Source organism: Paraburkholderia flagellata (genome assembly GCF_021390645.1).
Classification (GTDB): domain Bacteria; phylum Pseudomonadota; class Gammaproteobacteria; order Burkholderiales; family Burkholderiaceae; genus Paraburkholderia; species Paraburkholderia flagellata.
In genome coordinates this window covers 291,222-316,640 of sequence record NZ_JAJEJT010000001.1, presented here as the reverse complement: position 1 = coordinate 316,640, position 25,419 = coordinate 291,222, and the positions used below count along the sequence as shown (strand labels likewise).

General features: G+C 63.8%; 25 protein-coding genes and 1 tRNA gene. 18 read left to right on the top strand and 8 right to left on the bottom strand.

Annotated features, from left to right (window positions below):
* Positions 1 to 24: 24 nt before the first annotated feature.
* The 6 genes from L0U83_RS01475 to L0U83_RS01450 all read left to right on the top strand — a co-directional run bounded on the left by L0U83_RS01475 (position 25) and on the right by L0U83_RS01450 (position 5,714).
* Complete coding sequence (locus tag L0U83_RS01475) at positions 25 to 1,542, top strand: RNA polymerase factor sigma-54 (protein ID WP_233879672.1); 1,518 nt, start codon at positions 25 to 27, stop codon at positions 1,540 to 1,542.
* A 174-nt stretch (positions 1,543 to 1,716) separates the two neighbouring features.
* A complete protein-coding gene (hpf, locus tag L0U83_RS01470) occupies positions 1,717 to 2,073 on the top strand; it encodes a ribosome hibernation-promoting factor, HPF/YfiA family (protein ID WP_028201861.1) in 357 nt (118 codons plus the stop codon).
* A 287-nt stretch (positions 2,074 to 2,360) separates the two neighbouring features.
* Positions 2,361 to 2,882, top strand: coding sequence for a PTS IIA-like nitrogen regulatory protein PtsN (ptsN, locus tag L0U83_RS01465; RefSeq protein ID WP_233879664.1), 522 nt, complete (start codon positions 2,361 to 2,363; stop codon positions 2,880 to 2,882).
* A gap of 156 nt (positions 2,883 to 3,038) precedes the next feature.
* Positions 3,039 to 4,007, top strand: coding sequence for an HPr(Ser) kinase/phosphatase (gene hprK, locus L0U83_RS01460; RefSeq protein WP_028201859.1), 969 nt, complete (start codon positions 3,039 to 3,041; stop codon positions 4,005 to 4,007).
* A 135-nt stretch (positions 4,008 to 4,142) separates the two neighbouring features.
* Positions 4,143 to 5,036, top strand: a complete 894-nt coding sequence (gene rapZ / locus L0U83_RS01455) for an RNase adapter RapZ (protein ID WP_233879643.1) — start codon at positions 4,143 to 4,145, stop codon at positions 5,034 to 5,036.
* Between the two features lie 42 nt (positions 5,037 to 5,078).
* The gene (locus L0U83_RS01450; protein ID WP_233879641.1) at positions 5,079 to 5,714 is read left to right on the top strand and encodes an LON peptidase substrate-binding domain-containing protein; all 636 of its coding nucleotides are present in this window, start codon (positions 5,079 to 5,081) and stop codon (positions 5,712 to 5,714) included.
* Positions 5,715 to 5,743: 29 nt separating this feature from the next.
* Here the strand turns inward: L0U83_RS01450 and mutY are convergent, their stop codons facing one another.
* Together mutY and mutM are read right to left on the bottom strand one after the other, a co-directional pair.
* Entirely contained in the window at positions 5,744 to 6,877 is a 1,134-nt protein-coding gene (gene mutY / locus L0U83_RS01445; RefSeq protein ID WP_233879622.1) for an A/G-specific adenine glycosylase, read from the bottom strand.
* 15 nt (positions 6,878 to 6,892) lie between these two features.
* Entirely contained in the window at positions 6,893 to 7,723 is an 831-nt protein-coding gene (gene mutM, locus L0U83_RS01440) for a bifunctional DNA-formamidopyrimidine glycosylase/DNA-(apurinic or apyrimidinic site) lyase (RefSeq protein WP_233879607.1), read from the bottom strand.
* Positions 7,724 to 7,845: 122 nt separating this feature from the next.
* Between mutM and L0U83_RS01435 the strand changes: the two genes are divergently transcribed.
* The 8 genes from L0U83_RS01435 to hisC all read left to right on the top strand — a co-directional run bounded on the left by L0U83_RS01435 (position 7,846) and on the right by hisC (position 15,134).
* The gene (locus tag L0U83_RS01435; protein ID WP_233879605.1) at positions 7,846 to 9,681 is read left to right on the top strand and encodes a tetratricopeptide repeat protein; all 1,836 of its coding nucleotides are present in this window, start codon (positions 7,846 to 7,848) and stop codon (positions 9,679 to 9,681) included.
* Positions 9,681 to 10,343 carry a lipoprotein insertase outer membrane protein LolB gene (lolB, locus tag L0U83_RS01430; protein ID WP_233879603.1) on the top strand — a complete coding sequence of 221 codons (663 nt, stop codon included), beginning with the start codon at positions 9,681 to 9,683 and terminating at the stop codon, positions 10,341 to 10,343. The genes L0U83_RS01435 and lolB overlap by 1 nt, the downstream gene beginning before the upstream one ends.
* 91 nt (positions 10,344 to 10,434) lie before the next feature.
* Positions 10,435 to 11,349: a 4-(cytidine 5'-diphospho)-2-C-methyl-D-erythritol kinase gene (gene ispE, locus L0U83_RS01425; RefSeq protein ID WP_233879594.1), complete on the top strand. Its 915-nt coding sequence runs from the start codon at positions 10,435 to 10,437 to the stop codon at positions 11,347 to 11,349.
* A gap of 49 nt (positions 11,350 to 11,398) precedes the next feature.
* A tRNA-Gln gene (locus L0U83_RS01420) sits at positions 11,399 to 11,475 on the top strand.
* A gap of 89 nt (positions 11,476 to 11,564) precedes the next feature.
* Complete coding sequence (locus L0U83_RS01415) at positions 11,565 to 12,521, top strand: ribose-phosphate pyrophosphokinase (protein ID WP_028209335.1); 957 nt, start codon at positions 11,565 to 11,567, stop codon at positions 12,519 to 12,521.
* Positions 12,522 to 12,690: 169 nt separating this feature from the next.
* Entirely contained in the window at positions 12,691 to 13,299 is a 609-nt protein-coding gene (locus L0U83_RS01410; protein ID WP_233879580.1) for a 50S ribosomal protein L25/general stress protein Ctc, read from the top strand.
* 149 nt (positions 13,300 to 13,448) lie between these two features.
* Positions 13,449 to 14,051, top strand: a complete 603-nt coding sequence (gene pth / locus L0U83_RS01405; protein WP_233879577.1) for an aminoacyl-tRNA hydrolase — start codon at positions 13,449 to 13,451, stop codon at positions 14,049 to 14,051.
* Between the two features lie 15 nt (positions 14,052 to 14,066).
* Positions 14,067 to 15,134 carry a histidinol-phosphate transaminase gene (gene hisC / locus L0U83_RS01400; RefSeq protein ID WP_233879564.1) on the top strand — a complete coding sequence of 356 codons (1,068 nt, stop codon included), beginning with the start codon at positions 14,067 to 14,069 and terminating at the stop codon, positions 15,132 to 15,134.
* A 68-nt stretch (positions 15,135 to 15,202) separates the two neighbouring features.
* Here the strand turns inward: hisC and L0U83_RS01395 are convergent, their stop codons facing one another.
* From L0U83_RS01395 to rsmD, 3 genes are all read right to left on the bottom strand, one after another.
* Positions 15,203 to 15,463, bottom strand: coding sequence for a YfhL family 4Fe-4S dicluster ferredoxin (locus L0U83_RS01395; RefSeq protein ID WP_233879563.1), 261 nt, complete (start codon positions 15,461 to 15,463; stop codon positions 15,203 to 15,205).
* An 80-nt stretch (positions 15,464 to 15,543) separates the two neighbouring features.
* Complete coding sequence (coaD, locus tag L0U83_RS01390; protein ID WP_201694440.1) at positions 15,544 to 16,047, bottom strand: pantetheine-phosphate adenylyltransferase; 504 nt, start codon at positions 16,045 to 16,047, stop codon at positions 15,544 to 15,546.
* Between the two features lie 108 nt (positions 16,048 to 16,155).
* Positions 16,156 to 16,794 (bottom strand): 16S rRNA (guanine(966)-N(2))-methyltransferase RsmD, encoded by a 639-nt coding sequence (gene rsmD / locus L0U83_RS01385; RefSeq protein ID WP_233879546.1) that lies wholly within the window; start codon positions 16,792 to 16,794, stop codon positions 16,156 to 16,158.
* Positions 16,795 to 17,084: 290 nt separating this feature from the next.
* On the opposite strand from rsmD, the gene ftsY reads away from it, so the two are divergent.
* Positions 17,085 to 18,269, top strand: coding sequence for a signal recognition particle-docking protein FtsY (ftsY, locus tag L0U83_RS01380; protein ID WP_233879529.1), 1,185 nt, complete (start codon positions 17,085 to 17,087; stop codon positions 18,267 to 18,269).
* Between the two features lie 97 nt (positions 18,270 to 18,366).
* Here ftsY and maiA read toward each other — a convergent pair whose 3' ends face one another.
* Positions 18,367 to 19,014: a maleylacetoacetate isomerase gene (gene maiA / locus L0U83_RS01375; protein WP_233879510.1), complete on the bottom strand. Its 648-nt coding sequence runs from the start codon at positions 19,012 to 19,014 to the stop codon at positions 18,367 to 18,369.
* 44 nt (positions 19,015 to 19,058) lie between these two features.
* Entirely contained in the window at positions 19,059 to 19,757 is a 699-nt protein-coding gene (locus L0U83_RS01370) for a fumarylacetoacetate hydrolase family protein (RefSeq protein ID WP_233879501.1), read from the bottom strand.
* A gap of 288 nt (positions 19,758 to 20,045) precedes the next feature.
* On the opposite strand from L0U83_RS01370, the gene ybiB reads away from it, so the two are divergent.
* Positions 20,046 to 21,008, top strand: coding sequence for a DNA-binding protein YbiB (gene ybiB, locus L0U83_RS01365; RefSeq protein ID WP_233879494.1), 963 nt, complete (start codon positions 20,046 to 20,048; stop codon positions 21,006 to 21,008).
* Positions 21,009 to 21,592: 584 nt separating this feature from the next.
* Entirely contained in the window at positions 21,593 to 23,239 is a 1,647-nt protein-coding gene (leuA, locus tag L0U83_RS01360) for a 2-isopropylmalate synthase (protein WP_233879493.1), read from the top strand.
* A gap of 141 nt (positions 23,240 to 23,380) precedes the next feature.
* Here leuA and L0U83_RS01355 read toward each other — a convergent pair whose 3' ends face one another.
* Positions 23,381 to 23,764: a nuclear transport factor 2 family protein gene (locus L0U83_RS01355; protein ID WP_233879491.1), complete on the bottom strand. Its 384-nt coding sequence runs from the start codon at positions 23,762 to 23,764 to the stop codon at positions 23,381 to 23,383.
* Between the two features lie 576 nt (positions 23,765 to 24,340).
* Here L0U83_RS01355 and rpoH point away from each other — a divergent pair.
* Positions 24,341 to 25,276, top strand: a complete 936-nt coding sequence (rpoH, locus tag L0U83_RS01350; RefSeq protein WP_233879489.1) for an RNA polymerase sigma factor RpoH — start codon at positions 24,341 to 24,343, stop codon at positions 25,274 to 25,276.
* Positions 25,277 to 25,419: the final 143 nt, after the last annotated feature.

Below are 25,419 nucleotides of genomic sequence, written 5' to 3'. Positions count from 1 at the left end.
CTTTACAATGGTTCGCACACCGCCATGAAAGCCAGCCTCCAACTCCGCCTCTCGCAGCATCTTGCGCTCACGCCACAACTGCAACAGTCCATCCGGCTGCTGCAGCTGTCGACACTCGAACTGCAGCAGGAGGTCGCGACGGCGATCTCGCAGAACCCGCTGCTCGAGAACGAGGACGACTGGATCGCGAGCCCACTGCGCGTGGCCTCGGACGGCACGGTCATCGCGCAGCCGCCCACGTCTTCGGGCGCCGAGCCGATGCAGGGCGCGAACAGTTCGAGCACGGCATCCAACGGCAGCAGCGAAAACAGCGAGAGCGAGCCGCGAGGCGTGGACGAGTACGACGGCCTGGGAGGCGACGCGAGCGGCGACGCGAGCCAGTGGAACCTGGACGACTACGGCCGCTCCGGCAACGCATCCGACGACGACGACCTGCCGCCGCTGCAAATCCACGAATCGACCACCACGCTGCGCGACCATCTGATGGCGCAGCTGCGCGAAACGAACGCGAGCCAGCGCGACCGCGCGCTCATCACGTTCCTCATCGAATCGCTCGACGAAGACGGCTACCTCAGCGCGACCTGTGAGGAAATTCTTGCCGATATCCCCGAAGAACTCGAAGTCGACGCCGACGAATTCAATGCGGCGCTAGCGCTGCTGCATAGCTTCGACCCCGCGGGCGTGGGCGCGCGCTCGGCCTCCGAGTGCCTCAAGCTGCAGCTGCTGCGCGTCAATTCGTCGCCAACGCGCACGCTCGCGCTCGAGATCGTGTCGAACTATCTGGAACTGCTCGCCGCGCGCGATTTCACGCGGTTGCGCAAGCAACTGAAGACGGGCGACGACGAACTGCGTGACGCGCATGCGCTGATCCGCTCGCTCGAACCGTTCCCGGGCGCCTCGTATGGCAAGGCCGAAGCCGATTACGTAGTGCCGGACATCATCGTGAAGAAGGCCGGCCAGAACTGGCATGCCGAACTCAACCCGGAGGTGGTGCCGAAGCTGCGCATCAACCATCTGTACGCGAATATTCTGCGCAACAACCGCGGCGACCCGGGCAGCGGTTCGCTGCGCCAACAGCTGCAGGAAGCGCGCTGGCTGATCAAGAATATTCAGCAGCGGTTCGAGACGATCCTGCGTGTCGCGCAGGCTATCGTCGAGCGTCAGAAGAACTTTTTCGTGCACGGCGAAATCGCCATGCGCCCCTTGGTTTTGAGGGAGATTGCTGATACGCTGGGCCTACACGAATCAACTGTCTCGCGTGTGACAACCGGTAAATACATGCTGACTCCATTTGGGACACTTGAATTTAAGTACTTCTTCGGATCGCATGTATCGACGGACACCGGAGGCGCTGCATCGTCCACCGCCATCCGCGCCCTCATCAAGCAACTCATAGGAGCCGAGAACACCAAATCTCCTCTTTCAGACAGCCGCATCGCCGAACTGCTGGCGGAGCAGGGCTTCGTGGTCGCGCGACGCACAGTTGCGAAGTATCGCGAGGCGCTGAAGATTCCAGCGGTCAATCTGCGCAAGTCTCTTTAGCTTGTTCCGGCTTTCACGGAGCAGGCGTTTTCCGGCCGCTACGCCCGTTGGCGGACATGGCCGGCCGAGTTAGCCCGCTGTCGCAGGCCTTTCGGGGAGCCGCGCACAGGCAGGACAGTCGACCGGCATTGCCGCACTTCACGCGTCACGCGGCCATTAGCCTGGAGAAGCACTATGAATCTGAAGATCAGTGGACACCATCTCGAAGTAACGCCAGCGTTGCGAGAATACGTGATCACCAAACTGGACAGGGTGCTAAGACATTTCGATCAGGTAATCGATGGCAATGTGGTCCTCTCGGTCGACAACCATAAGGAAAAGGATAAGAGACAGAAGGTCGAAGTGAACCTTCATCTGAAAGGCAAGGACATATTTGTGGAGAGCGCTAACGGCGACATGTATGCCGCCATCGATCTCGTGGTCGACAAGCTGGACCGCCAGGTCGTACGTCACAAGGACCGCGTGCAGGGACATCAACATGAGGCGATCAAGCACCAGCCTGCGCCCATCATCGAAATCCCGCCGCAGTGATCCCACAGTGCTTCTTGTGGCAATCCGCGCCATGAACCGGGGCAGGAGTCGATAGTTCATCCTCCGCCCCTCGAAGCGAAGCCGCCCGAACCGGGCGGCTTTTTCGTGAGTGGGCGCGGTGCAGGGTTTTACCGCTGGGTGCAACCGTGGAGCGAGGGTTGCGCTCATGCGTGGCGCATCGCACCATCGGCGTGGACGCTTGTTCTATAATGGTCCAGTCGTATTACGGGGTCTAACGCATCAACAGGTCCCCACGGTCCCGGCACCGGGCTTCGTCGCCAGATCCAATGCTGCCGCCAAAGCGGGCAGCAGTCGGGGTGTGGAGCATTCAGGCCACGTTTTCGCCTGCCAACATGAATCGTTTAGCCAAAATACTTCCCATCGAGAACGTCGTCGTCGGCCTGTCCGTTACCAGCAAGAAACGCGTCTTCGAACAGGCTGGCCTGATCTTCGAGAACCAGAACGGCATCGCCCGCAGCACGGTCACCGACAATCTTTTCGCACGCGAGCGCCTCGGCTCCACGGGCCTTGGCGAAGGCGTCGCGATCCCGCACGGCCGCATCAAGGGCCTGAAGCAGCCGCAGGCCGCCTTCGTGCGCCTCGCCGAGCCGATCGCCTTCGAAGCGCCAGACGGTCAGCCCGTCTCGCTCCTCATCTTCCTGCTCGTGCCCGAACAGGCCACGCAGCAGCACCTTGAAATCCTGTCCGAGATCGCGCAACTGTTGTCAGATCGCGAAACGCGTGAGCGGCTCCATACGGAAGAAGACCGCGAAACGTTGCATCGCCTGCTCACACAGTGGCAACCTTGATGTAACGTGCGGCGTCTTGCGGGGGCGGTCGCGGTACGCGCGGCCGAAAAGCGCGCGCCCGACGCTCGTTGCAGGGGTGAAGCGCAGGGCGCGGGCCATCCAGGTCAAACAATTTAGTCAGCCGTTAAGCGAGTCATCTCGCGGAGTCACCGACTCATGGACACTTCCAGCATCAACGCCCAAAGCATCTTCGACGACAACGCCACCACGCTGAAACTCAGCTGGCTGACGGGGCACGAAGGCTGGGAACGCGGCTTTTCAACCGAGACGGTGGCCACGGCCACGGCGAGCGCGGACCTCGTCGGCCACTTGAACCTGATCCACCCGAACCGCATCCAGGTGCTCGGCGACGCCGAGATCCACTACTACCAGCGCCAGACCGACGAAGACCGCTCGCGCCACATGGCCGAGCTGATCGCACTCGAGCCACCGTTCCTCGTGGTCGCCGACGGCATGACCGCGCCGCCCGAGCTGGTGCTGCGTTGTACGCGTTCGTCCACACCGCTCTTCACCACGCCGATGTCGGCGGCCACCGTCATCGACAGCCTGCGCCTTTACATGTCGCGCATTCTCGCGCCGCGCGCGACGCTGCACGGGGTGTTTCTCGACATTCTCGGCATGGGTGTGCTGCTCACAGGTGACTCGGGTCTCGGCAAGAGTGAACTGGGCCTGGAGCTGATCAGCCGCGGCCACGGCCTCGTGGCCGACGACGCCGTGGATTTCGTGCGCCTCGGCCCCGATTTCGTCGAAGGCCGCTGCCCGCCGCTGTTGCAGAACCTGCTTGAAGTGCGCGGCCTCGGTCTGCTCGACATCAAGACGATCTTCGGTGAAACGGCCGTGCGCCGGAAGATGAAGCTCAAGCTCATCGTGCAACTCGTGCGCCGCCCGGACGGCGAGTTCCAGCGTCTGCCGCTGGAGAGCCAGACCGTGGACGTGCTCGGCCTGCCCATCAGCAAGGTCACGATCCAGGTGGCCGCGGGCCGCAACCTCGCCGTGCTGGTTGAGGCCGCCGTGCGCAACACGATCCTGCAATTGCGCGGTATCGACACGCTGCGCGACTTCATGGACCGCCAGCGTCTCGCGATGCAGGACCCCGACAGCCAGTTTCCCGGCAAGCTGATCTGACGCCCGAATACGCTCCGAACAAGCGCGCGAATCACGCCGCGCGCGCCCTCGAAACAGGTCTCTGCGGGCCGGAGAGCCAATACAGGCGCGCGGATCGGATGCTATGATGACCCAATCGGGTTCATCAACTCTCCCATGCGTATCATCCTGATCACCGGCATTTCGGGTTCCGGCAAGTCAGTGGCGCTCAATGCGCTCGAAGACGTCGGCTACTATTGCGTCGACAATCTGCCGCCACGCTTTCTGCCGCAACTCGCGCAATATCTCAGCGACGACGGCTACGAACGCCTCGCCGTCGCTATCGATGCGCGCTCGAGTTCGTCGTTCGACGACATGCCGGAGATGATCCGCGACCTGGCTCTTCGCCACGACGTGCGCGTGCTGTTCCTCAATGCGAGCACGCAGTCGCTCATCCAGCGTTTCTCGGAAACACGTCGCCGCCATCCGCTCTCGGGCTCCGCCGCGCACGACGCAAATGTGGGCATGCTCAAGTCGCTCGAAGAAGCCATCGAGCACGAGCGCGAACTCGTCTCGAACCTCGCCGAGTTCGGCCATCAGGTCGATACGAGCAATCTGAGTTCCAACGCGCTGCGCCAGTGGGTGAAGGTGTTCGTCGGAGGCGAGCGCGGGTCGCTCATGCTCACGTTCGAATCGTTCGGCTTCAAGCGCGGTGTGCCGCTCGACGCGGACCTCGTGTTCGACGTCCGCACGCTGCCGAACCCGCATTACGACGCCCGTCTGCGGCCGCTCACCGGGCTCGATCAGCCGGTGATCGACTTCCTGAGTGCGCAATCGGCCGTCCACGAAATGATCGACGATGTCTACGCGTTCGTCGCGAAGTGGCTGCCGCATTTTCGCGCCGACAACCGCAGCTACCTCACCGTTGCGATTGGCTGCACGGGCGGACAGCATCGTTCGGTGTTCATCGCCCAGACGCTCGCCACACGCTTTGCTGGCGAGTCGAACGTTATCGTGCGTCACCGCGACGCGCCTCTCGATGTCGGAGAGTCGTCACGGCTGATCGCCTAACCGGCTGCGCATCGCGCGGCCCTTAACCGAAAGCGTTGCGCCATGTCCTCGTCTCCTGCCGTGCTTGCCGATTTGCCACTGTTCCCGCTGCATACGGTGCTCTTCCCTGGCGGCCTGCTGCCGCTCAAGATCTTCGAAGCGCGATATGTGGACATGGCGAGCGAGTGTCTGCGCGAGCACACGCCGTTCGGCGTGTGTCTGCTCAAAAGCGGCGCCGAAGTCGCGCTGCCTGACGAGACCGCCGTGCCGGAGTCCGTTGGCTGCCTCGCGCTCATCGAGCAATGCGATGTCGAAACCGTCGGCATGCTGCACATCCAGGCGCATGGCACGCAGCGCTTTCATCTGCTCTCGTACCGCGTGGAAGCCGACGGCCTGCTCGTGGGCACGGCCGAACTGATCCCCGAAGACATTCCACTAGAAGGCGGCAAACAGCTCGCGCAATTCGGCGCATGTGCGGAAGTGCTCGAGCGCATCATCGCGACGATTCGCGAGCGCGATCCCGCGAGCCTGCCGTTTGCGGAGCCGTTTCGCTTCGGCGATCCCTCGTGGGTATCGAACCGTCTCGCCGAGGTGCTGCCGATCGCTCTGCGCGCGCGTCAGAAGCTCATGGAGCTGAACGACGCGGGCGCGCGTATCGAAGTCGTGCATCACTACATGCAGCAGCATCAGTTGCTTTGAAGCGGCGTTGATGCTGCTTTTCCGCTGACTCAGATCAGCGGTCCACGCAATCCGTCGAGCAACTTGCGCACAGGCGCGGGCAGCCCGTACGCGTCGATATTGCCGAGCGACACCCATGCGCTCTGTCCATCGTTCAGTTCGAGCGGCGCGGCGTTGCGCTTCAGTTCGATCACGCGCGGCTCGATGTCGAGCTTGAAGTGCGTGAACGTATGCGTAAGCGGCATGAGCGCGGAACTTGACGCCGCGCGCTCAGGCGTCACGCCGAACTCGCGCGCGCGCTCGGCGAGCGCGGGTTCGTCGGCGGCTTCGGGCAGGCTCCACAAACCGCCCCAGATACCCGATGGCGGCCGCTTCTCCAGCATCACCGCGTCGCCGTCGAGCAGCACGAGCATCCACGTGCGCCGCGTGGGCACGGTCTTCTTCGGACGCGCGGCGGGCAGTTCGCGCTGACGTCCCGTCGTGTTCGCCACGCAGTCTTCGGCGAACGGGCAGCGTGCGCAGTCGGGCTTGCCTCGTCCACACAGCGTCGCGCCGAGATCCATCAAGCCTTGCGTGTACGCGCTCACATCGGCGTCGCTCGCTTTGGGGCCCGGCACGAGCGTTTCGGCGAGCGTCCACATCGCGTTCTCTACGCGCTTTTCGCCAGGAAAGCCTTCCACGCCGAACACGCGAGCGAGCACGCGCTTCACGTTGCCGTCGAGGATCGTCTCGCGCGCACCGAACGCGAACGATGCGATCGCCGCCGCCGTCGAGCGGCCAATGCCTGGCAGCTCGGCGAGCGCCTCGACCGTCGACGGAAACTTGCCGCCGTGGGTCTGCGCCACGACCTGCGCGCACCGGTGCAGATTGCGCGCGCGCGAGTAGTAGCCGAGGCCGGCCCAGAGCGCCATCACGTCGTCGTCGGGCGCGGCGGCGAGCGTTTCGACCGTGGGAAAGCGCTCAAGAAAACGCGTGTAGTACGGAATCACGGTCGAGACCTGAGTCTGTTGCAGCATGATTTCCGAGAGCCAGATGCGGTACGGGTCGCGCGTGTTCTGCCACGGCAGATCGTGACGGCCGTGCTCGCGCTGCCAGGCGATCAGACGCGGCGCAAAACCGGTGAGCAGTTCAGCGGGATATGCGCCAGCCGGCAGCGGCGCGGAGGTAGACGAAGTTCGGTACATGTAAAAGCCTGGCGCTCAGCGCTGGCAGCGCGGACAGAAATAAGTGGAACGCTGGCCCTGCACGATCTGCTTGATCGGCGTGCCGCACACGCGGCAGGGTTGGCCCGCGCGGTCATAAACGAAGTATTCGAGCTGGAAATAGCCGCTTTCGCCATTGCTGCCAACAAAGTCGCGCAGCGTGCTGCCGCCCTTCTCGATGGCCGAGGCGAGCACGGCGCGCACGGCGTCCGCGAGAAGTTCGTAGCGGGCGAGCGAAACGCGCCCGGCTGGGGTCGTCGGCCGGATACCGGCACGGAACAGACTTTCCGACGCGTAGATGTTCCCGACGCCCACCACGATGTCGCCCGCGAGGAGCGCCTGCTTGACGGCGACCTTGCGGCCGCGTGTCTTGCGAAAGAGCAGCGCGCCGTCGAAGGCCGGCGTGAACGGCTCGATGCCGAGCCCCGCCAGCAGCGGATGGCCGAGCACGTCGCCAGCCTCGCGCGGGTGCCAGAGCACGGCGCCGAAACGGCGCGGGTCGCGAAAACGCAGCGTGAAGTCGTCGAAAAACCAGTCGACGTGGTCGTGCTTCCCGGCGGCCGGAGGCTTGGGCAGATTGCGCAGCACACGCAGTGTGCCGGTCATGCCCAGGTGCACGATGAACCAGCCCTCGTCGACCTCGAACAGCAAATATTTGCCGCGGCGGCCGACGGAACGGATCGTGCGGCCGCGCAGCGTACGGGCGAGCGTAGCCGGCACGGGCCAGCGCAATGCGGGGTTGCGCACCTCCACACGCTCAACGCGGCGGCCCGCGACCCACGGTTCGATCCCCCTTCGGGTAACCTCGACTTCTGGCAACTCTGGCATGTCTGACGGCCTGATTCGGATGCTGGTCCGGGTTGGTCTGCAACTTGCGTAAACGTGTGTGCGCGTTGTGCGCGTATTGTAGCCAGCGCGTTACAATCGACCGAAACATTCGACGGAATTCCATGGAACTGTCTTTCGTTAAGCTGTTCGCGAAGCGCCCCGCGACGCGCCGCATGCCTGCCGCCTTCGCGCGTCGCCTCGTTAGCGCCGCGGTTCTCACGGCCTGGGCATTGACCACGTCGAGCGCATATGCACAGGATCCGTCCCCCGACACGGACGACACTTCCGTCACCATGCCGGACGCTTTCGGTCCCGCCTCGCCCGACGAAAAGAAGGATCTGCCGAGCGTGCCGCTGTCGAGCCAGATCGTCTTCCAGGTGCTCGCCGCGGAAATCGCGCTGCAACGCGACCAGCCTGCGCCCGCCTTTCAAACGTATCTCGCGCTCGCGCGCGACACGCACGACCCGCGCATGGCGCAGCGCGCGACCGAAATCGCGCTCGCGGCGCAAAGTCCTTCCGACGCCCTGACTGCGGTCCAGCTCTGGCAGCAGTACGCGCCCGACTCCGAGCGTGCCGCGCAACTCGACGCCTCGCTGCTCGTGCTCGCCGGCAAGCCCGACGACGCTCAGCCACTGCTCGCGCGCGAACTGGCGAAAGTACCGGCCGACAGCCGCGGCCAGGCCATCCTCTCGCTGCAGCTTCTGCTTTCGCGCGGCCCGAATCGCGTGGGCGGCCTGAATGTGCTCAAGTCGATGCTCAAGGACGACTTGAACCGCCCCGAGGCACAGCTTGCGATCGGCCGCCAGCAATTGCTCGCCGACGACGTGCCCGGAGCGCGCAAGTCGTTCGAACAGGCGCTCGCGCTCAAGGCCGACTATCTTCCCGCCGCGCTGATGCTCGCGCAGATGGGGCCGGAGGAGCGCGCCGAAGGCATTGCGTCGATCGAGAAGTACGTCCAGCAAAATCCGAAGTCGCGCGAAGGCCGGCTTGCGCTCGCGCAAACGTATCTCGCCGCCGACCGCCTCGACGACGCGCAGAAGCAGTTCGAGATCCTGCACAAGGACAATGCGAACGACCTGATGCCGCTCATGGCGCTCGCGCTCATCAGCGTGCAGCAGAAAAAGTTCGACGCGGCGCAGAAGTATCTGACGCAATACGCGCAACTTGCCGAGAAGAATCCGGGCGCGGACCCCGGTCAGGCCTATATTTACCTCGCGCAACTGGCGGTCGAGCAGAAGGATGATGCCGGCGCGCAGAAGTGGCTCGACAAGATCCAGCCGAACAGCCAGCAGTACGTGCCGGCCCAGATCACGCGCGCGCAAATCCTGGACAAGGAAGGCAAGACCGACGACGCGCGGCGCCAACTCGCGAGCATTCAGGCCGACGATCCGCGCGACCAGGCGCTGATCGCGCGCACCGACGCCGCGATCCTGTTCGACGCGAAGCGCTACCCGGAAGCCGAGGCACGGCTTGCGAAGGCGACCGCCGACTTCCCTGACGACCCGGACCTCACCTATGACTACGCGATGGCCGCGGAAAAAAACGGCCATTACGACATCATGGAAGCGCAACTGCGCAAGCTGATCAAGACGCAGCCTGACAATCCGCAGGCCTACAACGCGCTCGGCTACTCGCTCGCGGACCGCAACCAGCGTCTGCAGGAAGCCGACAAACTGGTCGAAAGAGCCTCGGCGCTCGCACCCGACGACGCGTTCATCATGGACAGCGTGGGCTGGGTGAAATACCGCATGGGCGACAATGCCGACGCGATCAAGCTCTTGCGCAAGGCCTACAGTCTCCAGCCGAACGCGGAAATTGGCGCGCACCTCGGCGAAGTGCTCTGGAAAAACGGCGACCAGGACGGCGCGCGCGCCGCGTGGCGTGAGGCCCGCAAGCTCGAGCCCGACAACGACACGCTCCTGAAAACGCTCAAGCGCCTCCAGGTCAACGATCTCTGATGGCAGATTTTTTCACTTCAGTTTCCCCAAAGGCCCATTCCGCTGCGCGCGCCGCCCGCTTTGTGCGGCGCGCGTCGCTTGGCGCAGCGGCAGCGGCGCTCCTCGTACTCGCGGGCTGCGCCACGCAACAACCGCCGCGCCAGCCATCCACGTCGAACGCCACGACCTCGCTCACCACGCAGACGAGCCGCGCCTATCATGGCCGTTTCGCTGTGCAGTATGTCGACCAGAACGGCCAGCAGCGCAACGCGTACGGCAACTTCGACTTGCGCGAGACCGATTCGACGGTGACGCTGCAACTGCTCAACCCGCTCGGCCAAACGCTCGCGCTCGTCACTTCCGCGCCGTCGCAAGCCACGCTGGAACTGCCTAACCGCCAGCCGCTCACGGCCGACAACGTGAGCACGCTCATGCAGCAGGCACTCGGCTTCGCACTGCCCGTGGAAGGGCTGCGCTACTGGCTGCAGCCTTCGGTCGCGCCCACGTCGCGCGCGCGCACCACGCCAGACCCGCAGAATCCGCAACGGCTTTCGCAGATCGAGCAGGACGGCTGGACCATCGATTACGTTGCCTATGCAGACGCGCCGGGCACGGGCGTGAAGCGCGTCAATCTCACACGCGAAGAGCCGCCGCTCCAGATCAAGCTCGTGCTCGACCAGTAAGCGGGCCGGTTACTGTCCGACAACTGCCTCTTATCAGCAATATCTGGCCGGCTCGCGCCGGCCAGGATCCAGGCATCATCCCAAGAGCATCATGATCGAAACCCAGGACTCGCTGCGCGACTGCCTAGCGCCCGCGAAACTCAATCTCTTCCTGCACATCACGGGTCGCCGTCCCAATGGCTATCACGATCTGCAGACCGTGTTCCAGTTACTCGACTGGGGCGACACACTGCATTTCACACGCCGCCAGGACGGCCGCATCACGCGCACCGTAGAAGTGGAAGGCGTGCCGGCCGAGCACGACCTCACCGTGCGCGCAGCGAAGCTGCTCAAGGAACATACGGGCACGAACGAGGGCGTCGAGATCGATATCGAAAAGCGTCTGCCGATGGGCGCGGGTCTTGGTGGCGGCAGCTCGGACGCGGCCACGACGCTGCTCGCGCTCAACCGCCTCTGGAAGCTCAACTTGCAGCGAGAAGAATTGCAGGCGCTCGCACTCAAGCTGGGCGCGGACGTACCCTTCTTCGTGTTCGGGAAAAATGCATTCGCGGAGGGTGTTGGAGAAGCATTGGAGGCTGTACAATTGCCCCCGCGTCATTTTTTGGTCGTGACGCCGCGGGTTCATGTTCCTACTGCTGAGATTTTTTCGGAAAACTCGTTGACAAGGGACACAAAGACCTGCACAATAGCAGTCTTTCTTGCACAGCAACTTGCAGGTAGCAAGCAGCAGAACGGATGGCCAGACAGCTTCGGTCATAACGATATGCAAGCGGTTGTCGCAGGAAAATACGCGGAAGTAGCGCAGGTGCTTCGATGGTTTGAGAGTGTCTCAAGCAGCATCGCACCAGCGCGGATGACCGGATCGGGTGCCAGCGTTTTTGCAGCATTCGCCAGTCGGTCCGAAGCAGAATCGGCACAAGCCAAACTGCTTGCGGAACAACCGGACTGGAGAAGCGCGGTAGCCTCGAGTCTGAATACGCATCCACTCTTCGCTTTCGCGGCATAGTTTTGCGTGGTTGATTGTCCTACCGGTCAACCAGGCTCAAGTTGAGTGTAGGGGAGTCGCCAAGTTGGTTAAGGCACCGGATTTTGATTCCGGCATGCGAGGGTTCGAGTCCTTCCTCCCCTGCCAAAATTTCCAGGCAGTTCGCTCTGTGGGTTACCCAGAGCAGCTCGCCTAAGTAGTTCCTCTCGCCCCCCAAAGTCCGCAGCAGGTGCATGATGAGCAGCCATGACGGCCTGATGGTTTTTACTGGCAACGCAAATCCCGCGCTTGCCCAGGAAGTCGTCAAGATCCTCGGTATTCCCCTCGGCAAGGCTATGGTTAGCCGCTTTTCCGACGGTGAAATCCAGGTCGAAATCCAGGAAAACGTGCGTGGCAAGGACGTCTTCGTCCTTCAGTCGACCTGCGCGCCGACCAACGACAACCTGATGGAACTGATGATCATGGTCGATGCGCTCAAGCGCGCATCCGCAGGCCGGATCACAGCAGCGATCCCCTACTTCGGCTATGCCCGTCAAGACCGCCGCCCCCGTTCGGCGCGCGTCGCCATCTCGGCGAAGGTCGTGGCGAACATGCTGGAAATCGCCGGCGTCGAACGGATCATCACGATGGATCTGCACGCCGACCAGATTCAGGGCTTCTTCGATATTCCCGTCGACAACATCTACGCTACGCCCGTGCTGCTCGGCGATCTGCGCAAGCAGAACTACGAGAACCTGCTGGTCGTTTCGCCGGACGTCGGCGGCGTGGTGCGCGCCCGTGCGCTCGCCAAGCAACTGAATTGCGATCTCGCCATCATCGACAAGCGTCGTCCGAAGGCGAACGTCGCCGAAGTGATGAACATCATCGGCGAAGTCGAAGGCCGCACCTGCGTGATCATGGACGACATGGTCGACACCGCCGGCACGCTCTGCAAGGCAGCGCAAGTGCTGAAGGAACGCGGCGCGAAGAAGGTGTTCGCTTACGCCACGCACCCGGTTCTCTCGGGTGGCGCAGGCGAGCGTATCGCCGCCTCGGCGCTCGACGAGCTGGTCGTCACCGACACAATTCCGCTGGGCGCCGAAGCGCGTTCGTGCGCGAAGATCCGCTCGCTCACGAGCGCAGGTCTTCTCGCCGAAACGTTCTCGCGCATCCGTCGCGGCGACTCGGTGATGTCGCTCTTCGCGGAAAGCTGATAAGAATTGACGCGCAAGGCGCGGTGTTCGGAAGAACGCCGCGCCTTTGCACGTAATCGGCGCGAACGAACGAAGGTTCGCGCTGCATCGCTGGGGGCCCGAAGGCAGGCATTCTGCTGAAATGGCCCCGTTTTACTGCCTGGTCGCGGGCAGTGCATTGGAGAATCAAATGAAAGTCATCGCTTTCGAGCGTAACCTGCAAGGTACGGGTGCGAGCCGCCGCCTGCGCATTGCTGGCAAGACCCCTGGCATCGTTTACGGTGTCGGCGCCGAGCCGCAACTGATCGAAGTCGATCACAACGCGCTGTGGCACGCCCTCAAGAAGGAATCCTTCCACTCGTCGATCCTCGACCTCGAAGTGGCCGGCAAGTCGCAGCAAGTGCTGCTGCGCGACGTGCAATACCATCCGTTCCGTCAGCTCGTGCTGCACGTGGACTTCCAGCGCGTGGATCCGAACAAGAAGCTCCACACGAAGGTGCCCCTGCACTTCATGAACCAGGAAACCAACCCGGCTGTGAAGACGGGTGGCGCGATCATCTCGCACGTTCTGGCTGAAATCGAAGTCCAGTGCCTGCCGGGCCAACTGCCGGAATTCATCGAAGTCGACCTCGCCAAGATCGAAGCTGGCCAGTCGCTGCACGCCAAGGACATCACCCTGCCCGCAGGCGTGACGCTCGTCTCGCACGTGGAAAGCGAAAACCCGGTCGTCGTGTCGGCACCCGTGCCGGCTGGCGCCCAGGCGGCTGCTGAAGGCGAAGAAGCGCCGGCTGCTGAGTAATCGCAGCGGCTTCAACGAGCCGATCCTCTCGATCCGTTTCACTGAAACGGACGACGTGACCCGCCGAGGTTCGCCCCGGCGGGTTTTTTTTCGCACTTTTTCGTACACTTGCGGGTCGACTTACTGATTTACGCAGGCGGAACACCACAATGATCAGGTTGATCGTCGGGCTCGGCAATCCGGGCGCCGAATACACGGCGACGCGCCACAACGCGGGCTTCTGGTTCGTGGACCAGCTCGCGCGCGAAGCCGGCACGACGCTGCGCGACGAGCGGCGCTTCCACGGCCACTATGCGAAGGCGCGCCTCTACGGCGAGGAAGTGCATCTGCTCGAGCCGCAGACCTATATGAACCGCTCGGGGCAATCGGTCGTGGCCCTCGCGGCCTTCTTCAAGATCCTGCCCGATGAGATCCTCGTCGCGCACGACGAGCTCGATCTGCCTCCCGGCACCGTCAAGCTCAAGCTCGCCGGCGGCAGCGGCGGCCACAACGGCCTGAAGGATATTTCCGCGCATCTATCGACCCAGCAGTACTGGCGCTTGCGCATCGGCATTGGCCATCCGCGCGATCTGATTCCCGAAGGCGCACGCGCAGGCGCCAGGCCCGATGTCGCGAACTTCGTGCTCAAGCCGCCGCGCCGCGAAGAGCAGGACGTGATCGACGCCTCGATCGAGCGGGCGCTCGCCGTGATGCCGACGTTCGTAAAGGGCGAGGCCGAACGCGCGGTGATGCAGTTGCATCGCAATGGTTGAAACAAGGAGAGCGTCTTGAGTCGTTACTGGAGTGACATCGTCAACCGGCTCGTGCCCTACGTGCCGGGCGAACAGCCCGCGCTCGCGAAGCCGGTCAAGCTCAACACCAACGAGAACCCCTATGCGCCCTCCCCGCGCGTGCTCGAGGCGATCCGCCACGAGTTGGGCGAGACGGGCGAGTCGCTGCGCCGCTATCCCGACCCCGTCGCGAAGCGCCTGCGCGCCGCTGTGGCCGCGCATCACGGCATCCGCGCGGAACAGGTGTTCGTCGGCAACGGCTCGGACGAGGTGCTGGCCCACGCGTTCCAGGCACTGCTCAAGCACGACAAGCCGATCCTCTTTCCTGATATCACTTACAGCTTCTACCCGACCTACGCGCGGCTCTACGAGGTCGAGTACCGCACGGTGCCGCTTACCGCGCAGTTCACGATTCGCGTCGACGATTACCTGCAGCCGAATGGCGGCGTGATCTTTCCGAATCCGAACGCGCCCACGGGTCACGCGCTGCCACTAGCGGAAATCGAGCGGCTTGTCGCTGCGAACCTGGAATCGGTGGTGGTGATCGACGAAGCCTATGTGGATTTCGGCGCCGAATCGGCAATCGCGTTGATCGACCGCTATCCCAACTTGCTGGTCGTGCACACGACTTCGAAGTCGCGCTCGCTCGCGGGCATGCGGGTGGGCTTCGCGTTCGGTCACCCCGATCTCATCGACGCGCTCAACCGCGTGAAGGACAGCTTCAACTCGTACCCGCTCGACCGCCTCGCGCAAGCCGCTGCGACGGCCGCTTACGAAGACGCCGAATGGCTCAAGACGACGAGCGCGCGCGTGATCGCGAGCCGCGAGCGACTCGCGGCCGCGCTCTCGGCGCTCGGCTTCGAGGTCGTACCTTCGGCGGCAAATTTCGTATTCGCGAGGCATCCTGCGCATGACGCGGCGGCAATTGCGGCCAAACTGCGCGAAAGAGAGATCTTCGTGCGCCATTTCAACGCGCCGCGCGTGAACCAGCATCTGCGTATCTCGATCGGCACCGATGCCGAGTGCGATACGCTCGTCGATGCGTTGAAGGCCATCGTCGCGTAAGAAGACCGCAAGATGAAATAAAAAACGCGCCAGTTGGCGCGTTTTTTATTTCCGGAGAATCCAGCGGTTCAGGCGGCGTTCTTTGCCGCCATCAGCGCATGGTACTTCTGCATCAGTTGCTCGGGCGACTCGACATGCTCAGGATTCTTGGGAATGCACTCCACCGGGCACACCTGAATGCACTGCGGCTCATCGAAATGGCCGACACACTCGGTGCACTTGCCCGGGTCGATCACATAGATTTCCGGACCCATCGAGATCGCGTCGTTCGGGCACTCGGGCTCGCACACGTCGCAATTGATGCACTCGTCGGTAATCATCAGGGCCATGCTTATCTCACTTCCTGCCGGCTTTAGGGCCGGCTCACACGTTGCTTAGCCCTATAGTTTACGCTGCTTTCGCCGCGCGTTCACGCCTTCGTCACCGGGCCGCCCATCGAGGCCACCTTGTCCTGCAAGCGCTTTTCCACGGAAGGAAACACGAACTTGCTGACATCTCCGCCCAACTGGGCGATTTCACGCACAATCGTGCCCGAAATGAACTGATACTGGTCCGAAGGCGTCATGAACATCGTCTCGACGTCGGGCAGCAAATAGCGGTTCATGCCCGCCATCTGAAATTCGTACTCGAAGTCCGACACCGCACGCAGGCCGCGCACGATCACGCGTGCGTTGTTGGTGCGCACGAAGTCCTTCAGGAGCCCCTTGAAGCTCATGACCTGGACATTCGGATAATGGCCGAGCACCTCGTGGGCAATCTCGAGCCGCTCTTCGAGCGAGAAGAAAGGCTTCTTGTTGCGGCTGTCCGCAACGCCGACTACCAGCGTGTCGAAAATGCTCGACGCGCGCCGCACGAGATCTTCGTGGCCACGCGTGAGCGGGTCGAAGGTACCGGGGTACACGGCGACTACCATGAGGCTTCTCCTCTCAACAGAAATGGGGCGCAATGCAGTGCCGTGGCGACGCATGCACACGTGCGCGCGTGACGGCCAGGCCGCCCGCCGCTTCTTATCGAACGCGCATTATTCCTCATTTTCGCGCTGCAGCAAATGATAGTGAACCGCACCCGCCTTGCCCTCGCGCACCACGCTCCAGCCCGCGAGCGCGGGCCGCGCAGCCGGGTCGACCGGCTCGCCACATTCCACGTAAAGCCATCCACCCGTGGCGACAAGCGGCGCGGCCAGTTCGAGCGAGCGCTCGAGCAGCGCGGTGTCGCCGAACGGCGGATCGAGGAATACCACATCGAACGAGCCTGGTGCGAGATTGGCCGCGAGGCGCAGGGCGTCGGCTTCCGCGATTTCGATCATGCGCGCGCCAAGGCGGGCCTGATTCGCGCGCAACTGCGCAGCGGCGCGCGCGCTGCGCTCCACCATCACGACACGAGCGGCGCCGCGCGAGGCCGCCTCGAAGCCAAGGCCGCCGCTGCCCGCGAACAGGTCGAGGCAGCGCAGGCCGTCGAGGCGCTGGCCGAGCCAGTTGAAGAGCGTTTCGCGCACGCGGTCGGGGGTCGGGCGTAGCCCATCGAGATCGAGCACCGGCAGCGGCGTGCGCTTCCAGTCGCCGCCGATGATGCGGACCGTGTGTGCGCCGCCGCCACGCGCGCGCGGATCGGACTGATGGGAGCGGCCGCCTTGGCCACGTGAGGATGAGGAACGGGTCATGCGTTGGGTCGTACGGCTGCGTGCATTTGACCGCCGGCAGTCAACCTGCCTGCGGAACTTGACTACAAGGTTCGGGCGCCACGCTTTCGCATCGCACCCTCCAATGCGCGCACGTTACCACAGGGGCGCACACGTGCCGCGCGCACGCCGCAAGGCCCCCACAGCAAAGCCGCAGCGACTCCAGGTAGTGTGCCTGATAAAATGACATGTTTTCCGCGCGTTACCGCTTCCCATGCCGTCGCTGACCGCTCCTCGGTCCGACCCGCAGCGCGCCTGACCCACCCCAGACCATGTTCAGCTTCTTCAAACGATTCCGCGGCTCGAAGGACGACGAGAACGCGTCGGCCGAGAACGCACAGGGCGAAGCCACGCTCGAGGCGCCGGACGAGGCCGTTGAGGCGCCCGCCAGTACGGCGCGCGAAACGCAGCCTGCGCCGTCCGTTCCACCGGCCGTGACCGCGCCGTCCGTCACCGCTCCGCCCAAGCCTGTCGCGCTGCCGCAAGCCACCGCCGCCAGCGACGACGAACCGGAAACCGTCGAGATCGTCCCGCCGCCCGCGCTCGAGCCCGCCGCAAAGCAATCCTGGCTCAAGCGCCTGAGGTCGGGGCTATCGAAAACAGGCTCGAACATCCAGAGCATTTTCGTCAACGCAAAGATCGACGACGATCTGTACGAGGAGCTCGAAACCGCGCTGCTGATGTCGGATGCGGGCGTCGACGCCACCGAATATCTGCTCGAAACGCTGCGCCAGAAAGTGCGCGCCGAGCGCCTGACCGACGCGCAGCAGGTCAAGAATGCCCTGCGCGAGCTGCTCATCGGCCTGCTCAAGCCGCTCGAAAAGTCGCTCATGCTCGGCCGCGCCCAGCCGCTCGTGATGATGATCGCGGGCGTGAACGGCGCGGGCAAGACCACCAGCATCGGCAAGCTGGCGAAGCATCTGCAGAGCTTCGACCAGAGTGTGCTGCTCGCCGCGGGCGACACCTTCCGCGCCGCCGCGCGCGAACAGCTCGCCATCTGGGGCCAGCGCAACAACGTGACGGTCGTGCAACAGGAAAGCGGCGACCCGGCCGCGGTGATCTTCGACGCCGTGAGCGCCGCACGCGCACGCCGCCTCGACGTGGTGATGGCCGACACCGCGGGCCGCCTGCCCACGCAATTGCATCTGATGGACGAGCTGAAGAAGGTCAAGCGCGTGATCGGCAAGGCATTCGACGGTGCGCCGCACGAGGTGCTGCTCGTGATCGATGCGAATACGGGCCAGAACGCACTCACGCAGGTCAAGGCGTTCGACGACGCGCTCGGCCTCACTGGCCTGATCGTGACGAAGCTCGATGGCACCGCCAAGGGCGGCATTCTCGCCGCGATCGCGCGGCAACGCCCGATTCCCGTGTATTTCATCGGCGTGGGCGAGAAGGTCGAAGACCTGCAGCCGTTCGTGGCCGAGGAATTCGCCGACGCGCTGCTTGGCGGCTAAAAGTACGCGCTTAACCGGATTTGGATACGCAAAGGGCGTCGTTCTCGCGAACGACGCCCTTTTTTATCGGCGAGGCCAACGCAAGCCGGTCAGACGCTCACTCCGAATCCGGCTGCACGCCCGGTGCGGCGCGCGCGAACGCGTCGAGCGTGAGCGCGTAGTCGTTGATGCGCTGAATGGTCGGGTAGCGCGTCGTGTCGATCTTGAACCGGTTCGCGTTGTAGACCTGCGGCACGATGCAAAGATCGGCGATGGTGGGCGTGTCACCGAAAGAGAGCTTGCCCGTGCGGGAATCGATGGCGAGCCGCTGTTCCAGCGTCTCAAAACCCGCCTCGATCCAGTGGCGGTACCACGCGTCTTTCGTCGCGTCGTCCGCGCCAACGGTGTGCTTGAGGTACTTCAGCACGCGCAGGTTGTCCACCGGGTGAATCTCGCATGCCACCTGCAGCGCGAGCGAGCGAACGTGCGCGCGATCGGCGGGCGACTTCGGCAGCAGCGGCGGCTCGGGATGCGTCTCCTCCAGATACTCGATGATCGCGAGCGACTGCTGGAGCGTGTGCCCTTCGTCGTCGACGAAAGCCGGCACGATCGCGTCGGGATTGACCTGGCGGTAGGCAGGCTTGAGCTGCTCCCCGCCATCGCGCACGAGATGGACCGGCACGTACTCGTACGAAAGTTTCTTCAGATTCAGCGCAATGCGCACTCGATACGATGCCGAACTGCGGAAATAGCTGTAAAGCTTCATGCTCCTCTCTTGCTCCTCTTGAATCGTGATGCGGACCGTGCCGCTCAGACGACCCGCACCGCGAATTCGCCGATCCCTGCCACACCGCCCGTCATCAGGTCGCCCTTCACGACAGCGCCCACGCCTTCGGGCGTGCCCGTGTAGATCAGGTCGCCAGCCTTGAGTTCGAACAGCGTCGAAAGGAACGCGATCGTGTCGGCAACCGGCCAGATCATCTGCGAGATGTCCGAGCGTTGCTTTTCCTCGCCGTTGACCGCGAGCCAAATCTCGCCCTTCGCGAGCTGGCCGATCTTCGAAACCGGATGGATCGGGCCGATAGGCGCCGAATGATCGAAGCCCTTGGCCGTATCCCATGGACGACCGAGCTTCTTCGCCTCGCCTTGCAAGTCGCGACGCGTCATATCGAGGCCGAGCGCATAGCCGTAGACATGGTCGAGCGCGCTTGCGAGCGGAATATCCTTGCCGCCCTTGCCAATCGCCGCGACAAGTTCCATCTCGAAATGCACGTTCTTCGATTGCGCGGGATACGGAAACTCGGCGGTCGAACCGGGCGCGACATAGAGCACGGCGTCGGCGGGTTTGGAGAAGAAGAACGGCGGCTCACGGTTCGGATCGTGGCCCATCTCGCGCGCATGCGCTTCGTAGTTGCGGCCAACGCAGTAGATGCGCCGCACGGGGAAACGCGAGTCGCTGCCGGCCACCGGCACCGAGGCGAGCGCCGCCGGTTCGAATACGTACGTCATGGAGTTCTCCGTCTTTGTGATGGGGCGTGCGCGAGGCACGCGGGCCTGTAGGTCTTTCGGGCTTGCAAGGCATGCAGGCGCGGCTTGCGCGCCAGAACAATCGCGAGTGTAACGCGCGACGGTGAGCGCGCGCGGCGGAGTCTTCAAGCGGCCGGCGCGGTGCGGCTGACCAAAAGAGGCCGCGGGAGCGGCCGGCGAGGCACGGCGTGCTCGTGCGATACTTGCCGCATCCCCCATTTCAATACGACGGCGGCGCACCGCACGCCGTCGAACGAACCGCGTTCGCCCATGACCACCGCCGACTCCACCGACATCTTCCCGTGCGCCCGCTTCATCAAGGAGATCGGCCGCGGACCGCACGGCGCTCGCTCGCTCTCGTCCGAGGACACCCACGCGCTCTATGCCGCTATGCTCGACGGCCGCGTGCCGGAGCTTGAGCTAGGTGCGGTGCTGCTCGCCTATCGCCTCAAGGGCGAAACCGCCGAGGAACTGGCTGCCATGCTGCGCGCAGCACACGCGTCGTTCGTACCGATCGCGACGCCGGCAGGCGACTACCGGCCTGTTTCGATCCCTAGCTACAACGGCGCGCGCAAGCAGCCGAATCTCGTGCCGCTGCTCGCCCTGCTGCTCGCGCGCGAAGGCGTGCCGACGCTCGTGCACGGCGTCACCACCGATCCGGGCCGTGTGACGAGCGCGGAAATCTTCGCGGCGCTGAACCACCCCGAAGTACACGATCACGCCGAAATCGAGGCGCAACTGGCGTCGAGCCGCGCGGCGTTTTCTTCGATCGCAACGCTCGCGCCCCAGCTCGGACGTCTGCTTTCGCTGCGTCGGCGCATGGGTGTGCGCAACTCAACGCATACGCTCGTCAAGCTGCTCCAACCGTTCGCCGAGCCGGGCCTGCGCCTCGTGAACTACACGCACCCGCCGTACCGGGAAAGCCTGAGCGCGCTCTTCGCGGCGCATCCGGACGCGGCTGTCGGCGGCGCGTTGCTCGCGCGTGGCACCGAAGGCGAAGCGGTCGCCGATACGCGACGCCAGGTGCAGGTGGACTGGCTGCACGACGGCATCTGCGAGACGCTGATCGAGCCGGAGCGTTCATCCCCCGGCGCTCCCGAAGTCGATCTTCCGGAAGGTCGCGATGCGCCTACTACGGCGGCATGGATCGAAGCCGTGCTGCGCGGCGAAGCGCCGGTGCCCGAAGCCATCGCGCGTCAGATCGAGACGATCAAGCGTATCGCGAAGCGCTGAAAATCCGCTCACGAAGCGCGTCGCCAAATTCGCCAAAAGCCGCGCGGGGCGGGCGACCCGCGCCGACAGGGAAAACGCATCAGCGCGCTTCGTCGGCCATCTTCACGCATCTTCGCGCGGCTAATCTGCATATTCCCTGTTGACACACGCAACCGCCCTGATTTACATTGGACGAATGCGTTCCTTCCCGAACACCCTCCGCATTGCCCACGGCCTACTATCGGCCCTATCGCTACGCCTAGCCTAAAGCTGGTGTAGCGCCGCAACGACCACCTCTCCGGTCACCGCGGTCCTCCCAAAGCAGTTCTCGCAGTACCCCAAATCCGCTGTATCTCTACAACCTGTCGTCTGCATTCGTCCGCTTACCGTTCGGACGAGTCGCGAGGTCAAAATGCACGTTGCATGGGCATCGTTCACGTCCGCTTTCGCCGCGCCGGCTACCGCCGTCACCGTGGCCGTCTTCTTCGCGTCCGAGGTTGCCGCCCGTACGCGTGAAGTTTCGCGCATCGTGCTCCGTCGTCAGCCCGCCAGCCGCCCGCTGCCGACCGCCATCGCAAACGACACCATGAAGAACGAGGCTCGTCATGTTGCGTAATCCCGCCGAGAAGTACCGCCCCTTCCCCGCCATCCGCTTGAACGGCCGCAAATGGCCAACGCGCACCGTCGAACGCGCGCCGATCTGGATGAGCACCGACTTGCGCGACGGCAACCAGTCGCTGATCGAGCCGATGAGCATCGAGCAGAAGACCGAGTTTTTCGAGATGCTCGTCGCGATCGGCTTCAAGGAAATCGAAGTCGGCTTTCCCTCCGCTTCGCAGACCGACTTCGATTTCGTGCGCAAGCTGATCGAGGAAAAGCGCATTCCCGAGGACGTGACCATCGAAGTGCTCGTGCAGTCGCGTGAAGAGTTGATTGCGCGCACGTTCGAAGCGCTCGAAGGCGTGCCGCGCGCAATCGTCCACCTCTACAACGCGATCTGCCCGTCGTTCCGCAAGATCGTGTTCGGTCAATCGAAGGACGAAGTCAAGGCGCTCGCAGTCGAAGGCACGCGCATCATTCGCGAACATGCCGACAAAAACCCGCAAACGCACTGGATTTATCAGTACTCGCCCGAAACGTTCAGCATGACCGAGCTGACCTTCGCGCGCGAAGTCTGCGACGCCGTGGCCCAGACGTGGCGCCCCACGCGCGATCACAAGATGATCGTGAATCTCCCGGCGACCGTCGAAGCCGCGATGCCCAACGTCTACGCCGACCAGATCGAGTGGATGGACCGCAACCTCGCGTATCGCGACAGCATCGTGCTTTCGGTGCATCCGCATAACGACCGCGGCACGGCGGTGGCTGCCGCCGAAATGGCGCTGCTCGCGGGCGCGGACCGCATCGAAGGCTGTCTGTTCGGCAATGGCGAACGCACCGGCAACGTCGATCTCGTCACGCTCGCGATGAACCTCTACACCCAGGGCATCGACCCGGGCCTCGACTTTTCCGATATCGACGGCGTGCGCCGCGTGGTCGAGCGCTGCAACCAGTTGCCCGTGCACCCGCGCCATCCGTATGCGGGCGATCTCGTGTTCACGGCGTTTTCGGGCTCGCACCAGGACGCGATCCGCAAGGGCTTCGCGCAGCAACGGCCCGACGCCGTTTGGGAAGTGCCCTATCTCCCGATCGATCCCGCCGATCTCGGCCGCAGCTATGACGCGGTGATCCGCGTGAACAGCCAGTCGGGCAAGGGTGGCGCGACGTATCTGCTCGAGCGCGGTATGGGCTTCACGCCGCCGCGCCGCGTGCAGATCGAGTTCAGCCACGCCGTGCAGACCGTCGCCGATACGTCGGGCGAGGAAATCACTGGCGATGCAGTCTGCGCGCTCTTCGCGCGTGAGTATTTCGAAACGCGCGGGCCGGCCGCCCACGTGGGTTCAGGTCGTGTGCGCTGGGAAGGCAGCGACGTGGCCATGCCGGCTGTCGCGAGCATCGATGAAGCGCATGCGCAAGCCGTGGCCGCCGCAATCGCGGCGATGGCGGATGAGCGCATTGAAATCACCTCGTTCGAGAGCGAGCGCACTGCGCAGGGCGGCACGGCCGTATTCGTCGGCGCGCGCGTGGGCGGCCAGCCGCTGCGCCACGGCGTTGGCGTGGGCGAAGACGCGGTCCATGCGTGCGTTGCGGCAGTGGTCAGCGCGGTGAATCGTGCGGTCTGGACGCACGTCGATCGGCGCGTAGCGGCTTGACGCCCATCGCGCGCAGCAAGGTAAGCAGTTTGAAGTCAAGCAGGGAAATCGGCGGCATTGTTGAGCGCCGGCGGCAAAACGGGCCGCCAGCGTGCGCCTGAAACGCCTAAGCGGCGTTCCAGCGAGTGGACTTACCGGTCATCACTCGATCGCGCAACGCGTCGCCTGCCATGCGAGCAGACGCCAGTGCCCTCCTTCCTGCGTCTGGATCGCCGTGTAGGCAATAGGAAAGAGCAGCGCACCGTTGTTCGCTTCCATCTCGATCAGCACGCGGCCGGAGACCACGCAGGCCTCGTTCCCAGCTTGAAGCACGTCCTGCGACTGGATCTCGATCTGGCGGTAGCGGCGGCGGCCCGCCGTGATCGCATCGATGAACTGCTGCTTGGTCTCGCGTTTGCCGTTGGTGTGGACGAAGGTCGCGTGATCGGACAGCAACTGGTCCAGCGACGTGCCGTCGCCGTCAACCATCGCGCGAAAGCGCTCGCGCTCAAGTCCGCGAATCGCATCGATTAGTTTTGCCGCCATCGCTCGAGCCCCTTGCGCGCCGCCCCGCGCCTGAGCGCAGATCCACGCCGAAGATTTTCTGCATACGTCTGGCTGAAATTTATACCAGGATTTGGCGCAAGGATACTTGCGATCGAAGACAACGCCTCCATGTATGACGCATAAACCACGCGCCCGGTGAAAACCGCGCCTGGCGACATTGACATCCCACGGCCGCGCCCTGATGTCGCAGCGCAGCACTTTCAGCTTCGCCCGATGTCTATTTGTCAGATTCCGTGGCAAAGTCCACGCGCTGCGTGGCCTGTCGAGAGCCCCTTGATTCAACCCTTTATTTCCCGCACCCCCGCGCTGGACCGCTGTCCCGTTCTAGAGTGTTCCTTCGGCCTGCCCTCTGCGCTGGCCTGCACCGGGCGCGAGGCCCCGCCCCGCTTGACTGCCGGCGTTTAGTGTAATCTATCGATACAATCATTTCGATAGGAATCAAGGAACCTTGAAGCCCCTACAGACTCCAAGTATTAGCACTCGGGAATTCAGAGTGCTAACATCCAGCGTGGAGTCGCTGTCCGACTTTTGCAAGATTCCTGAGGAGTTCGCTACGTGAGCAACGCAATGACCATGACCCTTCCGAATACGCTGAGCCCGTCGTCGGCCAAGGCCGGGGGCTCATTGGCGCTCGCGAATGCTTCCCTGTTGCCCGGCCAGCTGGGCAACATCGACGCCTACATTCAGGCCGTAAACCGGATCCCGATGTTGACGCCGCAAGAAGAGCGCCAGTTCGCGACCGAGTTTCGCGAGCAAAACAATCTGGAAGGTGCGCGCCGCCTGGTGCTGTCGCACCTGCGCCTCGTGGTGTCTATCGCGCGTAATTACCTTGGTTACGGCCTGCCGCACGCCGACCTGATCCAGGAAGGCAACATCGGCCTGATGAAGGCCGTGAAGCGCTTCGACCCCGAGCAGAACGTGCGCCTCGTGTCGTACGCGATGCACTGGATCAAGGCCGAGATCCACGAATACATCCTGCGCAACTGGCGCATGGTGAAGGTCGCCACGACCAAGGCGCAGCGCAAGCTGTTCTTCAACCTGCGTAGCCACAAGCAGGGCCTGCAGTCGTTCACGCCAGAGGAAATCGACGGCCTCGCGCAGGAACTGAACGTGAAGCGCGAAGAGGTCGTGGAGATGGAAACGCGCCTGTCAGGCGCCGACATCGCGCTCGAAGGCCAGACCGAGGACGGCGAGGAATCGTTCGCCCCGATCGCCTGGCTCGCCGACTCGCATAACGAGCCGAGCGCCGTGCTTGCCGCACGCTCGCGCGACCGCCTGCAGTCCGACGGCATTGCGAGCGCGCTGGAAGCGCTCGACGCGCGCAGCCGCCGCATCATCGAGGCGCGCTGGCTCAACGTCGACGACGACGGTTCGGGCGGCTCGACCCTGCACGAACTCGCCGACGAGTTCGGCGTGTCGGCCGAGCGCATTCGACAGATCGAGGCGAGCGCCATGAAGAAGATGCGCACTGCACTCGCCGACTACGCGTAAGCCTCGGCAAGTCTGAACGCTGAACCGAAAACCCCGTTCCCGCGAACGGGGTTTTTCTTTTGCGCGTCCCGCACGCTGAGCACCTTCGCACCGGCCTCGCTGATTCCACCCTAAGATGATTTCGAGGTGGTGAGCCAGAGGCC

Excerpts from the sequence above, each read along its gene's own strand:
- L0U83_RS01410 (WP_233879580.1), top strand. The coding sequence starts at position 12,691 with ATGAAAGTCATCGCTTTCGAGCGTAACCTGCAAGGTACGGGTGCGAGC.
- maiA (WP_233879510.1), bottom strand. The coding sequence starts at position 19,014 with ATGAAGCTTTACAGCTATTTCCGCAGTTCGGCATCGTATCGAGTGCGC.
- ftsY (WP_233879529.1), top strand. The coding sequence starts at position 17,085 with ATGTTCAGCTTCTTCAAACGATTCCGCGGCTCGAAGGACGACGAGAAC.
- mutM (WP_233879607.1), bottom strand. The coding sequence starts at position 7,723 with ATGCCAGAGTTGCCAGAAGTCGAGGTTACCCGAAGGGGGATCGAACCG.
- L0U83_RS01415 (WP_028209335.1), top strand. The coding sequence starts at position 11,565 with ATGAGCAGCCATGACGGCCTGATGGTTTTTACTGGCAACGCAAATCCC.
- L0U83_RS01475 (WP_233879672.1), top strand. The coding sequence starts at position 25 with ATGAAAGCCAGCCTCCAACTCCGCCTCTCGCAGCATCTTGCGCTCACG.
- L0U83_RS01450 (WP_233879641.1), top strand. The coding sequence starts at position 5,079 with ATGTCCTCGTCTCCTGCCGTGCTTGCCGATTTGCCACTGTTCCCGCTG.
- ispE (WP_233879594.1), top strand. The coding sequence starts at position 10,435 with ATGATCGAAACCCAGGACTCGCTGCGCGACTGCCTAGCGCCCGCGAAA.
- hpf (WP_028201861.1), top strand. The coding sequence starts at position 1,717 with ATGAATCTGAAGATCAGTGGACACCATCTCGAAGTAACGCCAGCGTTG.
- coaD (WP_201694440.1), bottom strand. The coding sequence starts at position 16,047 with ATGGTAGTCGCCGTGTACCCCGGTACCTTCGACCCGCTCACGCGTGGC.
- ptsN (WP_233879664.1), top strand. The coding sequence starts at position 2,361 with ATGCTGCCGCCAAAGCGGGCAGCAGTCGGGGTGTGGAGCATTCAGGCC.
- pth (WP_233879577.1), top strand. The coding sequence starts at position 13,449 with ATGATCAGGTTGATCGTCGGGCTCGGCAATCCGGGCGCCGAATACACG.
- L0U83_RS01370 (WP_233879501.1), bottom strand. The coding sequence starts at position 19,757 with ATGACGTACGTATTCGAACCGGCGGCGCTCGCCTCGGTGCCGGTGGCC.
- L0U83_RS01395 (WP_233879563.1), bottom strand. The coding sequence starts at position 15,463 with ATGGCCCTGATGATTACCGACGAGTGCATCAATTGCGACGTGTGCGAG.
- ybiB (WP_233879494.1), top strand. The coding sequence starts at position 20,046 with ATGACCACCGCCGACTCCACCGACATCTTCCCGTGCGCCCGCTTCATC.
- rsmD (WP_233879546.1), bottom strand. The coding sequence starts at position 16,794 with ATGACCCGTTCCTCATCCTCACGTGGCCAAGGCGGCCGCTCCCATCAG.
- lolB (WP_233879603.1), top strand. The coding sequence starts at position 9,681 with ATGGCAGATTTTTTCACTTCAGTTTCCCCAAAGGCCCATTCCGCTGCG.
- rapZ (WP_233879643.1), top strand. The coding sequence starts at position 4,143 with ATGCGTATCATCCTGATCACCGGCATTTCGGGTTCCGGCAAGTCAGTG.
- L0U83_RS01435 (WP_233879605.1), top strand. The coding sequence starts at position 7,846 with ATGGAACTGTCTTTCGTTAAGCTGTTCGCGAAGCGCCCCGCGACGCGC.
- L0U83_RS01355 (WP_233879491.1), bottom strand. The coding sequence starts at position 23,764 with ATGGCGGCAAAACTAATCGATGCGATTCGCGGACTTGAGCGCGAGCGC.
- mutY (WP_233879622.1), bottom strand. The coding sequence starts at position 6,877 with ATGTACCGAACTTCGTCTACCTCCGCGCCGCTGCCGGCTGGCGCATAT.
- leuA (WP_233879493.1), top strand. The coding sequence starts at position 21,593 with ATGTTGCGTAATCCCGCCGAGAAGTACCGCCCCTTCCCCGCCATCCGC.
- hprK (WP_028201859.1), top strand. The coding sequence starts at position 3,039 with ATGGACACTTCCAGCATCAACGCCCAAAGCATCTTCGACGACAACGCC.